Here is a 14,542-nt window from a genome sequence, read left to right on the forward strand (position 1 = left end):
TTTGAAATGCTATCACAATTCGAAAAAGGTTGCGATATATACAGCACTAGTTTTTAAAATACTAAAATCCGCTTACTCTAATCCATAATACCTCTAAAAACCTGATGAAAGAGCAAATTGGAAGAGTTGAGTCTGATCCAATGGCTGTGGATTCAATGCCTTAGCCAAGCTAAAAGACAATGGACCAAAAGGTGAGCGCCATTCTAATGACACACCAGCAGAATAACGCATCGGACCTGCCGGAGTTCCACGTAAAGCAGGAGGTGTCCCGGAAGCAAATACATTACCCGCATCAGCAAAAATAGTCGTTCTTACATTATCTCGACTCAATGGGTATGGTAGTATCAGGCCTACACTTCCATTCACAAGGAAATTCGCACCCATTGCATTCCCAAAATTATCTTGCGGGCCTAAAGAATAACTATCGTATCCTCGAACCTGGCCTGGTTGAACTGGACCACCGGCATAGTAGTTTTCAAAAAAGGGTAACCCGAAATTATCAAAAGTATTTCCATACCCCACATTACCCAGAACAGAAAAAATCCAGCCACGGGTTAGAGGATAATATAAATGCGCCTGATAAGAGCTCTTATAGTAAGATAGAGATTGCGATGTTGCTGGCAACGCGACCATAGCAATAGCTTGTTGATTAAATCCCTGGTTAGGATAAGGCATTTGATCATAGCTGTTTCTACTCCAACCGGATGTCAACCTTATTTCCTGAAAATGATTACCGTTTAAAGCAACAAAGTTGATTATGGGGAGTACGTAACCCACTGACTTAATATTGATATCTTGATAACCATATCCCAATTGAAAACTGCTTTTCTCACCTAACGGGAAGTTATAGCTGATGTCGCCACCATAGCGATTAGAACTGTATGTACTGACATTTAAATTTTTAGGATCAATCCTTGAATAATATAAGCTTCCTCCCCGGCCTACCCCAGTATCGGTATAGAACGGATTATAATAGTTAAAAGAGTAGTCTTGCCCCCATTGACTTGCATTGAAAGCAGCCCCCATGGAACGTCCACTTCCCATAAAATTGCGTTGGTTAACGGATGCATTAAATTGATAACCGTTTGTACCATATCCCATGGATGCGCTTGCTTCTGCTGAAGGAGCTTCTTCCACATTAACATCCAAATCGACCTGATTATTGGTTCCTGGAACAGGCGTCGTTTTGACATCAATATTTTTTAGATAGCCCAACATTCGTAACTGACGCTCAGATTCCTTGATGTTATGTAAAGACAGTAACCCACCTTCATCCTGACGAATCACATTACGCAGAACATAATCTCCTGTCTTTGTATTACCATGAAAATTAATACGTCTCACATAAACATGACGGCCCGGCTGCACTACAAAAGTAATAAATACTGTTTTATTATTTTCATCTATTCTAGGTTCAGCATTAATCGCGGGAAAACCATATCCTACATCCCCTAAAGCTAACCCTATTGCAGAGATGGATTCCGTAACCTTCTTACGAGAAAAAATATCGCCTTTCTTAACCTGGATCAGTGAATCAATTTTTTCTTTAGATAATATCGTTTTTCCAACCACATCATAACCTGAGAAATGATATTGAGGTCCTTCTTCTATATGAATATTGATGTAGACGTCTTTTTTATCAGGCGATAGCAAAACTTGCGAGGAGACAACATTAAATTTCAAATATCCCCTATCTAAATAAAATGAACGTAATGCTTCTAAAGAAGCATCCATTCCTGCTTTGGAATATTGATCTTTTTTAGTAAAATAAGTAAACAGATTGCTTGTACTTAACATCAATTCAGGCAATAACTCATTTGCTTTAAAATCATGGTTACCAATTATTTTTATTTCTTTAATCCGTGAAACTCGACCTTCTGATACAGTAATACTAATGGCTACTCTATTTTCAGTAAGAGGGGTTACTTTAGTTTCAATACGAGAATTATACTTCCCTCTGGCTGTATAGGCCTGTTTCAGCTCCTTCTCCAAACGCTCCAAGGAAGATCTTTGAAATACTCTGCCTTTGACCAGCCCCATTTCTTTAAGAAAAGCTTTCATTTTATCAGAGGGTATTTCCTTATTTCCTACTACGGTAATAGAGCCAATAGTTGCTCGCTCTACCACATTGACCACTAACACATTCCCTTGGCGTTCAAGCGAAACAGACTGGAAAAATCCTGTCTCATAGAGAGCGCGGATAATTTGAGCTGTTGAGCTGGAGCTGATTTCCTCACCCACTTGCACAGGCATATAGTTTAATACCGTACCTGTCGAAACCCTTTGTAATCCGTTAACTCTAATCCCTTTGACAATAAAGATATCAGAAGAAAAGGTTTGGGATGACCAAGCTAAAAGAGTAGAACAACAAACACCTAATATTAATTTATTACTGACTTTTTTCATTATTATTTTACGTCCAGCACTACGCGCACTTATGAAGTTAAAAACCATTCAATTGTACAAAAAATTGAAACCCTTTTATAGGAACTAGAAACTACTGTCAAGTTTCTTTGTCGCTAAAACATCATTTCATTCATTAATCATACAGAAATTAGAATTACTCTCGCCAAATCCTAACTGGTTAATCTTGATATATCATTACTAAGAGCAACAAACATTAAGGCAACCAACAGTAATAATCCAAAATAGATCCCGACAGATTTAGCTCCGTCCGATAATGGCTTTCTTCTTATGATTTCCAAGACATAATACAAAAGATGACCGCCATCCAGCATAGGGATTGGTAATAAATTAAGCGCTCCCAGGCTAATGCTTACTAAAGCCAGAAAAAATAAATAGGATACCAATCCTCCGCGTCCGGAGTCGCCGGCCCCCTGGGCTATACCGACGGGACCGCTAATACTGTTTAATCCCAATTTTCCAGTCACTAGTCTTCCCATTAAGATAAAAGTTGTGCCTGTGAGTTGTACTGTTTGCTTAAAAGCCGTACCGAGTGCTGAAATTGGCGGCTGTTGCTCCAGCCGTAGCCAATGAGCAGGCCAATCTACTTTCTGAGATCTAACTCCTATTACCCCCTCTAATTTTCCATTATTATCCTGACTTCCAGTGTGTACCGTTATCTTCAGCAATTTACCTTGGCGTTTAATATCCAAATTGATTTGAGAATTGGGCCTTTCCCTTACATAGCTGACTAAATACAACCAATCATTGAAATGCCGACCATCAACACTAATAATTTCATCCCCTATTTTTAAGCCTACTTTTTCAGCGGGAGAATCGGGAACCACTTCACCGACTATGGGTGGAATAGTGGGTATAAAAGGAAGGATGCCCAGGCTTTTAATAGGATCAGGCTTTTTATCATCCAACTGCCACTTATCCAAAGGCAAATACAACGTACTTTCTTCACCATTTATCATTGACTTTACAGTCAAGCTCACTGTTTCCTGGGAACCGATAAGAGGCATTATTTCATATTGAAAATCTCGCCAACTATTAATTTTAACTCCATTAAGAGCAAGGATTTCCTGCTTGGGGGCTAAGCCAGCTCGTGCAGCAATACTATTTGGTTTTACTGACTCTATCATCGGTGCCAAAGAGTGCATACCGATAACCAAAACCAACCACAACGCTACAAACGCAAAAATAAAATTGAATAAAGGTCCTGCCACTACAATAGCTATCCTGACAAGAACAGATTGATTATTGAATGCGAAAGGCTTTTCTTTTTCAGAAACTTCTCCTTCCGTTTCATCAAGCATTTTGACATAGCCACCCAAAGGAAACAAAGACCAGGCATACTCTGTTCCTTTCTTATCATAAAAACGGGCAAGAATCTTTCCAAAGCCAAATGAAAATCTTAACACTTTCACACCACACCAGCGCGCTACTTGAAAGTGGCCGTATTCATGTATGGTGACTAACAATACCAATGCTAATAAAAAGTACAGCAACGTTGAAAGCATATCGTTATCCAAAGATTGATACGACCAGAAAATTAAATTCCCAGTGGTATGTAAGTTAATCCAAAGTAAAACCATGGTAACGCGGCAATTAGACTATCCAGTCGATCTAATATACCGCCATGACCTGGAATAATATTTCCAGTATCTTTTAATTGACAACGCCGTTTTAATATACTGATGAACAAATCACCAAAAATTGAAATAACTACAGTAGACAATGCTAAACCAAACCATATATAAATTGAGTAAGGTATAAAGTAATAATAGCCCAAAGTCGCGACTATCATGGCTAAAATAACCCCACCTGTAACACCTTCCCAAGATTTACCAGGGCTAACTTTAGGGATTAATTTATGTTTTCCCCATTGTTTTCCAGTGAGATAAGCACCAATATCAGAAGCCCAAATTAAAAAAAGCAAATAGACAAGTAATTCCTTTCCTTGTTGTAAAAAAGAAATTTGAATAAGACTTTGAGTAAATAACGGTAGTAATATCAAAGAAGCTATGGCAACAACGATTGGATAACCCCAATAATTTTGTGAACGCGGATAAGTAAGAATTGCTAACCCATTTAATAACCAAACCAATAAGCCCACACTCAACCAATAGGGATAGAAATAGCCACAGGCCCAAAAGCACATCAATAAAAATATCAAAAAACAAGCCTGTACAGTTAAATTATCAACAGGAATCAATTTAAAACATTCCATTCCTGCAAGCAGGAGTATAACTAGAACAACGCCCCATAAAATCCAGGAAGGAGCATAAAAAATAGCTAGCAAAACCAGGGGCGCTAATATTAATGTCGTGATCAATCGTTGCATAAACATGGTTTTACCTTTATTCAGATTGTGAAATTTGCCCAAACCTTCTTGCCCGCTTGGCAAAAGAAGTCAATGCCAATTCAAACTCATGCTCATTAAAATCAGGCCAATGAACATCAGTAAAATACAGCTCAGTATAAGCTAGCTGCCAAAGAAAAAAATTACTTATCCTTAATTCACCACTAGTTCGAATAAACAGATCAGGTTCCGGCATGCCATTCGTATCAAGAAATTGAGCGAATACTGCCTCATTGATTTCATCATATGCCAACTTCCCGTCCAAAACCGTGCGTATTAATTTTCTAGCCGCCGTCACTATATCCCATTTCCCACCATAATTCACAACAACATTGAGAATTAATTGTTGATTATTCTTGGTAAGAGCTTCCGCATCACACATCTGCTTTTGTAATACTTGAGACAAAGGTTCTCTATCGCCAGTAAACTTTAACCGTATTCCATGCTGGTTTAAATCGTCTATCTCTTTTCGCAAAGCCTCCAAAAACAATTCCATAAGAAAATTGACTTCTGTCACTGGTCTTGACCAATTTTCAGAACTAAATGCAAACAGGCTTAAGCAGGAAATTTTTTTTTCCAGGCAACAATTGATGATCTTTTTAACTGAGTCAAGGCCCGCTTTGTGTCCCTCTACACGGGGCAAACCGCGGCTTTCAGCCCAACGCCCGTTTCCATCCATGACAACGGCAATGTGTTGAGGTAATTTATGATTCAAAACAACTTATCCGACTAATAAAAATGATGCATAGTCTAACCTCTTTGAGATAAAAATTTAAGTACTACTTAAGAAATCAATTGACCTTGTTTATGAAACACCTCATTATTAAACCTGAATAAATCTTCGTAACGAGTTGTCACTTTTCATCATGAATACCCAGAAAGGAGATAATTCCCATGACCTATAACGCTATAAGTCGTTTTTGGTTACGGTTATTTGTACAGACTCCATTAATACCTATGCATTATCTCGGGACGAACCAATGCATCAATATTTCATCTCAAATGTTATACAATACGCTATTTCTCACTAAACCCAATGATCAATCCCTGTTGATGAGGACATAATGAAAAAATCTATCCATCGATTAGTAAAGCCTCGGTTATTTGCAATGAGCATTAGCTTGTTGGCTTTTTCCTCTATAATTTATGGTGAATCGAACGGCAGTTTTGCTTTGTCCGAGCATTGGTCCATGGGGCAACAAATCAAACTACGATTTGACATAAATGAGGTTCCCCAATCGGGTGCTGTATTACATTTAAAAAATGGATTGGCACTAACAGCCGGCGATATCATAAGTCTGGGTGATCTGTATGGAATTGTAGGAAAACCAATTAGTCATGGCTTAACAAAACTGGAAAAACAAACTCGTTTTAAAGAGGTTTTCAACAGTTTTGCCAGGAATGTTATTGCAGTTAGTGAGGTAGAAGATCTTAATTCCGTTATCAGAGCAGAAATGCGCGAAGTCGAATCAGGGATTGCAAAAGGAGAAACTTCTGAAGCCATTTATAAACGAATTGGGAATGAAGTAGGTCGCCAAATCAACTGCATCACGGGAGGTGGTTGTAATAGCCTGACCTGGTGGTTAAATCCTGGCAGATATCTAAAACTAGCCATAGAAAACTATGATCACTTTACGCCAAATAATCTGATAGCCTATAAAAGTGGCCACCATGTCGCACTGCAACAGGCATTAAAAGCAAAACGAACAGGAAAACGCTCTGATTTGGAAATCGCCTATGCGATGGATGCTTTTGCCTGCCACTATTTATCAGATCACTTTGCTGCCGGCCATTTGCGCACTCCTAGAGAAGAATTATCAGCCATTATCACACCAACAGTCCTTGGTGCGTTGTTATCCAATTATATGCATAATGAAGAAAATAAGTACGGAATTCATGTGACGAATAATCTGGGAGAACAATGGATGGTTTATGGTGATTATTCTTACTTTAATCCTTTTAATCAAACCAACCAGCAGATGCTCTTAAAAGCCTTGCAAGCTTCCGCTGATGAAATATTTGAAGCTTATTACTCAGGCGTTCTACCAGAAAAAAATCAAATAGAGGACATGATTCCACACATCACCAAATTAAATGATGAAAATAACATGGATATTGCTCCTATGTTCTATTGGGATAAAGAAAACAAACAGTTGTTAAGAAGAACCAATTTGACAAATCCTTATGACAGGCATTGGACAAACAGTTGGTGGGGCTGGAGTACTTTATTATTGTTAAAAACGCAATATGGGATAACCTCGACTGTGCAATTGAGTTTAAGCAAATATTTGTCTCAATATGTACCGGAAGAATTGCAAGATAATCCTTTGGTATAGTAGCAGAACCATAACAAGAAACTATACTCTTATTATCGCATAATACGGGGCATAAAATTAAAAAGGAGTTCACATCATGAGTAGGGATACTAGAAACATGATTCTCAAAGCAATTATTTTATTTATTAGTTTAACTGCTCTTGTTAATCATGCCATAGCGTTCAATCTATTAGGGATAGGACCAAATCCAAAAAATCTACCCAAAGACAATGATGTAAGAGCCACTTTTAATCATTGTAAATCCTGTGATAAATCAACTACTCCTCCTTTAATTATTACAACTCCTGTACCTATTATTTATTACCCTGGGTGTCGACCGATCCAGTCATGCGATGCTTATGGTCACTGCGAACAAAAAGAAGATTGCTACTAAATTTAATAACAGCGAACTCTTACTGAAACTATATACCTCTTACTGCCGCGAAGGTATAATTATCATTTTAGCCCTTTCATTGTACAATTTAGGATTTAGGTCATGTCGCATAATGCTCCCCTGGTACTCATGATTCTTGATGGCTGGGGCTATAACGAAAATGATAGATACAATGCTATTGCAAAAGCCAATACCCCTCAGTGGGATGAATGGTGGCAAACCTGCCCTCATATTCTTTTGAAAGCCTCCGGCTTGCCTGTTGGTTTACCTGATGAGCAAATGGGTAATTCAGAAGTTGGGCATATGCACATTGGCGCGGGTCGAGTGATACAGCAAGATTTTACTCGCATTAATGAAGCGATAAATAACGGAAAATTCGCTAAAAATGCTGTTTTCCATGAAGTAATTGACCAATTAAAGAAAACAGAAAAATCTCTTCACATCATGGGGTTACTCTCTCCCGGCGGAGTGCACAGTCACGAACAACATTTGTTTGCTTTACTTGCCCTTTGTAATCAAAAAAAATTCAAATCCGTCCATCTGCATTTGTTTCTTGATGGCCGAGATACCCCACCACAAAGTGCTCTTGATAGCTTGAAATGCCTGAATGAAGAACTGGCTAAACACCCTGTTGCAACCATTAATTCAATTTGTGGCCGATATTATGCGATGGATAGAGACAAGCGTTGGGAGAGAGTAGAGCCTGTTTATAATTTGTTAACACAAGGCAAAAGTGAGCGCCAATTTCCTGATGCAGAAACTGCAATACATTTTTATTACAAAAATAAAATTTCTGATGAGTTTGTTCCACCTACTCTTATAGGGAAAGAGCATTCTATACAAGATGGTGATGCTGTCCTGTTTTTCAATTTTCGCGCTGACAGAGGAAGGCAATTAACCTCTTCATTTCTTGATCCTTTGTTTAAAGGATTTGAAAGAAAAACACTGCCAAAGCTGTCCTATTTTGTCTCCATGACCCAATATGATAAAAATTTATTTACCACGACAGCATTTCCACCTGTTCCTTTAAATAATACCCTGGGTGAGGTCTTGTCTTCTCATGGTCTCAGTCAATTACGCATTGCTGAAACTGAAAAATATGCTCACGTTACTTTTTTCTTTAATGGCGGATGTGAAAGTGTTTTTACAAATGAAGAACGCATTATGGTACCCTCTCCGCAAGTGGCAACTTATGATCTGCAACCAGAAATGAGTGCGCATGAATTAACTAAAACTCTAATAGCCGCCATCAATAGCCGAGATTATCATGTCATTATTTGTAATTATGCCAATGCTGATATGGTGGGACATACGGGAAATTTTGAAGCTACTGTTCAAGCTATTGAGTGCCTTGATCAGTGCATGCAGCAGGTTTGGCAAGCCCTTAAAAACAATGGGGGTAAATTATTGATCACTGCTGATCATGGAAATGCTGAGGAAATGTTTAGCGAAGCGACAAATCAAGCTCATACAGCACATACCAGTGAACCGGTTCCTTTTCTTTATGTAGGTGGAGGGTGGCACTTCACTCATTCCGAAGGAAGTTTAATCGATATAGCACCTTCTTTGCTTGCATTACTAGGGATAACCCCGCCTCCGGAAATGACTGGTCGTATCCTTCTGGAAAAAAACCATGCGCATGCCTAGCCTATCCCACTCTTTATCCGGTGCTTCTCTTGGTTTGGCACTTATGGTCATTCTATTTTTTTGTAATGGCCTTGAGGCAAAAGCTGCTCCAAATTCTATAACTCAAGCACAAACCAAACTAAAACAGTTAGATGCCAAGATTAACAAACTAAAGCAAGTTTTAGCCAATGCACAGGATAAACGGACTGTGCTAAACCACGAGCTGGGCAGCACTGAAAAACAAATTGGAGAAGGAATACGCAAGTTAAGAATCATACAAGCAAATATGTCCACAAAAGAAAAAAGCATTGCCGAACTGCAAGGGAAAATAAATCACTTAAATAAACGATTGCAATCTCAGCAGGAAATGCTGGCAAATCATGTCAGAGCACGTTATCAGATGGGGGAGTATCAACCTTTGAAATGGTTGATTAACCAAGATGAGCCTTTTAAGATCAACCGAATTTTAACTTATTATCAGTATATAATAAGATCACGTCAGCAGTTGATTGATGAAATTGCTCGAACCCGACAAAATCTTAACGACAGTAAAACCAAGCTTGGAAATGAACTTGCAGAAAACAAGCAGCTACAATTTAAGTTGTCACAAAATCAAAAACAGCTAGAACAAAATAAAAAATACCATAGCACACTGATTCAATCCATTGATAATGACATTCAAAATAATCAACAATCATTAAAAGATTTTCAAAAAGATAGAGACAGCTTATCTCATCTCATGAAGTCATTATCTCAACAAAGTGTAATTCAAAGCGGCAAACCGTTCACGGGAATGCGCAAAAAATTGCCGTTACCTGTCCAAACCACCCATAGATCTTTACGCAGGATGAATCAAGGAGTGACATTTTTTGCCGATGAAGGCTCCATAGTTACTGCCGTTTACCCAGGCAAAGTTGTGTTTAGTGATTGGCTAAAAGGTTATGGTTTGCTTCTGATTATTGACCATGGCCAAGGGTTTATGACTTTATACGCACACAATCAATCTCTCTTCAAACGCAAAGGACAAATCGTCCAACAAAACGAGCAAATTGCAAGTGTAGGCCATACCGGTGGAATTAAGCAAAACGGTCTATACTTTGAAATAAGACAAAGAGGAAAAGCGGTCAATCCGTTAGACTGGTTGTCTTAAAGCTTAGCCGCTGGCATTTAAATTGCATAAAAAAATACGCAGGTGGCTAATTTCATGGCCTTGCATCTGAGGAGATCGCTATGGTTATTAAGAAACTTTTTTCCAGTACTTTGGCATTGATTTATGCCCTAACTCTGATGCTGCCTTTGACCGCATTTTCGGCTGAAGAAACCAATTCAAATTATTCTAATGCAAAACGAATTCCGTTGGAAGATGTGCAACGGTTTTCCAATGCCATCGGTGAAATAAAGAAATACTATGTCAAACCAGTTGATGATAAAGAATTATTTGATAACGCAATTCGCGGGATGCTAACCGGCCTTGATCCGCATTCCAGTTATCTCAATGAAGAGGAATTCAAGGAGTTGCAAACATCAACCAGCGGTGAATTTGGTGGTTTAGGTATCGAAGTGACCATGGAAGAAGGTGTTGTTAAAGTAATCACTCCTCTTGTAGACACTCCAGCATTTAAAGCGGGAATCAAATCTGGGGATTATATTATTAAACTGGGTAAAGAGTCAGTTCAAGGTCTTTCTCTTAAAGACGCTGTCAATTTAATGCGCGGTAAACCAGGCACTACCATAGAATTAACTATCTTGAGAAAAGGTGTAAACAAACCTTTAACTTTTGACTTAATTCGCGAAGTTATTCAAATAAAAAGTGTAAAAAGCAAAATGCTAAGCGAAGGTTATGGTTACATTCGATTGACTCAATTTCAGGCTTTAACTGGAAAAGACATGATTAAAGCAATCGAACAATTAAAACAACAAGCAGGCGGCAAATTAAAAGGATTAGTATTGGATTTAAGAAATAACCCCGGGGGCTTACTTGATTCAGCTATTCAGGTATCTGATGCTTTTCTTGGCAATGACAAGGCTGGTAAGCAAGAAATGATAGTCTATACGGAAGGCAGGCTACCTGGCTCTAAATTCACTGCCCTGGCTAATCCAGGGGATGTGTTGGACAATGCGCCTATCGTTGTCTTAATCAATAATGGTTCTGCCTCTGCTTCAGAAATTGTCGCTGGGGCATTAAAAGATAATAAAAGAGCTATAATCCTTGGTACAAAGAGTTTTGGAAAAGGATCCGTTCAAACCGTGTTACCTCTTGATGGCAAAACCGGAATAAAACTAACCACAGCACTTTATTACACCCCATCAGGAGTCTCCATCCAAGCCAAAGGAATAATTCCTGACATTGTTGTAGAAGAAGTAGACGTTCCTAAAAATGCGGTCAAAAAAGACACTCTGGCTGGGTTTACTGAAGCTGACCTGAATGGGCACTTGATTAACAAAGACAATTCAGAAAACACCGAATCCAAAAATAACCAAGCTCAAACAGGAGATTTAATACACGAGGATTATCAGTTATATGCGGCACTCACCGTATTGGAAGGAATGGCGTTAGCTAACAGGTAATGACCAATTAGTCACTCCCACCTGAAATCATCGATTCACAATGAACTGATGATTTCAGGTTTTATTTTCTACCTAGACAGTATGAATCTCGCCATTTTTCACAGTTTTCACTTCAGATTTGGTAAATAAAGAACCCTTACTATCGAATACCATAGTTCCCATGACACCTGTTCCATTGGCAATGTCATGGAGTTGATGAACCACTTCCTGGCTTGTAGGAGAACCTTGTGTTCTTATCGCCATTACTATGCTTTTGTTCAAAAGCTGAAATAAATCAAACGCGTAACCCGCCTCAGTTACAGGATAATTTAAATAATTTTTTTTAAATTCATTAATAAAATCAGGCTGCATCTCATGAGAATCAACATACCATTGACCTTCAAATACCTTTACCACTTCTGGAGTAGCACGCTCAACTATACTGGTAATTGGTACATGTTGTTTATCTGCCTCCATTTGTTCTTGTATTAATTTAATATCCTCCGGTGATGCCATTACCAAATACATATCTGCATTTTTTCTTTTAATTCTATTAGTTAATCTTGAAAAATCCTTATTTCCAGGTTCAAAAAACTCGGAGGCAGCCACATCAATATGAGAATCACCCTGTAATTGTTTTATAACACTATGCGTCAAAGCGATTGAGGAAGGTTGATTTGCCGTAATAATTCCCAAGTGATGGACTTGCTGAAGTTTTAGCTCGTTAACCAAAACCTTGGCTTGGTCATAAACTGGACTCCAGACAATAAAATTATTTCTGCCGTCTGCAACTTTAGTATTGTTAGTCAGACTAAAATGAATCAAATTGTTTTTCTTTGCTATGGGAGCTGCTATTAACCCGGTTTCTTTACCTCCGGTCACCAACACATTGATATGATGGGTATCAATAAATTTTTGCAGCACAAGACCAGCATTCTTATTTTTAGGAAGTTGATCGAGAGTATAAAATGAATAATGAATATCAGAGGACTGTAACCGTTCACTGCCCATTTCCATTGCAGCCAGAATATTTCTTCCAATAAAAGCTGAATGACTGGAAAACGGAGCATAGATACCTATGTGAACATCTACTTTATGTTTATTTTTTGAATCAGTTTGAAATTCATAGGCATAGGAAAAATTTATAAAAATAAGTGCAATAACGAATACAAAAAACAAAGGCGCTGATCTTGTATAGAAATAGGGCATTTTTTTCTTCCATGTGTTAAACCTTAAAAACATTCTGCAATGAATAATAAAAAAATACAATCATTATCATTTCGTAAAAAATCATAAGAGATTGCATGATAAAACAGATATTCTGTTGGGAATCGTGCAAGATTATGAGATAATACCTGACCAATTAATGATCACATTGAAATTATGAACATTACCAAATCACTCGCATTTTTTACCAGTTTATTCCTTTTGTGCCCAATTTATGCCAGTGTTGATTCCTATTTTAGTCATATAAAAAAGGATTCCAGTGCCCTTTATGCCTTTTTTAAAACAATGCCCAAGGGTGGCGAGTTACATTATCATTTGGCTGGAGGAGCCTATCCTGAGACCATGCTGGCACTTGCCGCAAATGGCAGCTATTGCCTCGATAAACTCTCATTTGCCGTAAGTAAAGATTCTTCTCATTGTGAGGGAGTTAATGTTAAGGAGGTTTTTAACAATCCTGAACTCTATTCCAACATAATTAAAGACTGGTCTATGAAAGACTTTATACCTGGTAAAGAATCTGGCCACGATCATTTTTTCAATGGATTTGTCAAATATATGCCCATAGTTTTTGATTATAGGCCTCAATTGCTTGCCGATATTGTTCAGCGAGCAGCACAGCAAAAAGAGCAATACATGGAAATTATGATAATCCCGGACAATGCCCACTCATTAACTTATGGGGATTTAATCAAGGACATTCCATCATATGACCAGAAAAGGCGCCTGCTATTAGCGAATAAAGATTTTCAAAGCAACATAAAAAATACTGTTTTGGAAAGTGACCGAATTCTTACTAAAGCCTCTCAAGAATTAAGTTGCAAAGATAACCCTTCTTCCGATTCCTGCCTTGTAAAAATTAAATTTATTTATTATGTACTCAGAGAGCAGCCCGTTGATAATGTCTTTGCCCAAGCCTTGAATGCCTTTGAAGCCGTCTCCAAGTCTAAGGGGAACTTAATCGGCGTAAACCTCGTGCAACCCGAAGATGGAATTATTTCTTTGCGTGATTACCATAAGCACATGTCCATCTTTGAATATCTGCATCGAATATACCCGAATGTTCCTATTACTTTGCATGCCGGAGAATTATCACCTCAGGCAGTGACACCAGAAAATCTAAGTAATCATATTCGCGATGCACTGCTGATTGGGCACGCCCAAAGAATTGGCCACGGTGTGGATATCGGTTATGAAAACAATGCAGAAGATACCTTAAAATACATGGCTAACCATCACATACCCGTTGAAATCAATTTGATTAGTAATTTAAAAATTCTGAATATATCTGGCCGCAATCATCCTCTTAATTATTATCTTACTCATAATGTACCAGTCGTTTTATCCACTGATGACGAAGGAGTGCTAAGAACGGACTTAACCCAACAATATGTAGAGGCAGCCAAAGAGCATGGTCTTAATTATCAGCAATTAAAACAAATTAATAGAAATACATTAACTTACTCCTTCTTACCTGGAAAAAGCATATGGGCTAATGCGGATAAAGCTGAATTGATTTCTGATTGCCATAACCTTGGAAGCAAAAGCTGTCAAAAATTTATCGAGCACAACGAAAAAGCAACATTGCAATGGAGCCTAGAACAAAAATTAATCGCCTTTGAGAAAAATTACTAAATTAATTTGCAAAAATAATGAGCCCATATC

The 14,542-nt window shown here is 38.1% G+C and carries 11 protein-coding genes; 6 read left to right on the forward strand and 5 right to left on the reverse strand.

What is annotated here, in order from left to right:
- Positions 1–93: 93 nt before the first annotated feature.
- The 4 genes from bamA to uppS form a co-directional block, all read right to left on the reverse strand.
- On the reverse strand, positions 94–2,406 hold the full coding sequence (gene bamA, locus OQI99_RS09355) for an outer membrane protein assembly factor BamA (protein WP_265731772.1): 2,313 nt from the start codon (positions 2,404–2,406) through the stop codon (positions 94–96).
- A 170-nt stretch (positions 2,407–2,576) separates the two neighbouring features.
- On the reverse strand, positions 2,577–3,929 hold the full coding sequence (rseP, locus tag OQI99_RS09360) for an RIP metalloprotease RseP (RefSeq protein WP_061513262.1): 1,353 nt from the start codon (positions 3,927–3,929) through the stop codon (positions 2,577–2,579).
- Between the two features lie 32 nt (positions 3,930–3,961).
- Positions 3,962–4,759, reverse strand: a complete 798-nt coding sequence (locus OQI99_RS09365) for a phosphatidate cytidylyltransferase (RefSeq protein WP_027224209.1) — start codon at positions 4,757–4,759, stop codon at positions 3,962–3,964.
- A 10-nt stretch (positions 4,760–4,769) separates the two neighbouring features.
- On the reverse strand, positions 4,770–5,486 hold the full coding sequence (gene uppS / locus OQI99_RS09370; RefSeq protein ID WP_014841050.1) for a polyprenyl diphosphate synthase: 717 nt from the start codon (positions 5,484–5,486) through the stop codon (positions 4,770–4,772).
- 349 nt (positions 5,487–5,835) lie between these two features.
- Here uppS and OQI99_RS09375 point away from each other — a divergent pair, with 349 nt between their 5' ends.
- From OQI99_RS09375 to OQI99_RS09395, 5 genes are all read left to right on the forward strand, one after another.
- Positions 5,836–7,107 carry a hypothetical protein gene (locus tag OQI99_RS09375; protein ID WP_061513216.1) on the forward strand — a complete coding sequence of 424 codons (1,272 nt, stop codon included), beginning with the start codon at positions 5,836–5,838 and terminating at the stop codon, positions 7,105–7,107.
- A 76-nt stretch (positions 7,108–7,183) separates the two neighbouring features.
- A complete protein-coding gene (locus OQI99_RS09380) occupies positions 7,184–7,480 on the forward strand; it encodes a hypothetical protein (protein WP_061513215.1) in 297 nt (98 codons plus the stop codon).
- A gap of 102 nt (positions 7,481–7,582) precedes the next feature.
- Positions 7,583–9,127 carry a 2,3-bisphosphoglycerate-independent phosphoglycerate mutase gene (gene gpmI, locus OQI99_RS09385; protein ID WP_265731773.1) on the forward strand — a complete coding sequence of 515 codons (1,545 nt, stop codon included), beginning with the start codon at positions 7,583–7,585 and terminating at the stop codon, positions 9,125–9,127.
- A complete protein-coding gene (locus OQI99_RS09390) occupies positions 9,114–10,256 on the forward strand; it encodes a murein hydrolase activator EnvC family protein (RefSeq protein ID WP_061513213.1) in 1,143 nt (380 codons plus the stop codon). Before gpmI ends, OQI99_RS09390 begins: the two co-directional genes overlap by 14 nt.
- A gap of 80 nt (positions 10,257–10,336) precedes the next feature.
- Positions 10,337–11,674 (forward strand): S41 family peptidase, encoded by a 1,338-nt coding sequence (locus tag OQI99_RS09395; RefSeq protein ID WP_061513212.1) that lies wholly within the window; start codon positions 10,337–10,339, stop codon positions 11,672–11,674.
- 72 nt (positions 11,675–11,746) lie between these two features.
- Here the strand turns inward: OQI99_RS09395 and OQI99_RS09400 are convergent, their stop codons facing one another.
- Positions 11,747–12,862 (reverse strand): ABC transporter substrate-binding protein, encoded by a 1,116-nt coding sequence (locus OQI99_RS09400; protein ID WP_061513211.1) that lies wholly within the window; start codon positions 12,860–12,862, stop codon positions 11,747–11,749.
- A gap of 174 nt (positions 12,863–13,036) precedes the next feature.
- On the opposite strand from OQI99_RS09400, the gene OQI99_RS09405 reads away from it, so the two are divergent.
- Positions 13,037–14,512 carry an adenosine deaminase family protein gene (locus tag OQI99_RS09405; RefSeq protein ID WP_265731774.1) on the forward strand — a complete coding sequence of 492 codons (1,476 nt, stop codon included), beginning with the start codon at positions 13,037–13,039 and terminating at the stop codon, positions 14,510–14,512.
- Positions 14,513–14,542: the final 30 nt, after the last annotated feature.

This window comes from Legionella sp. PATHC039, from assembly GCF_026191275.1.
In the GTDB taxonomy this organism is placed as follows: domain Bacteria; phylum Pseudomonadota; class Gammaproteobacteria; order Legionellales; family Legionellaceae; genus Legionella; species Legionella pneumophila.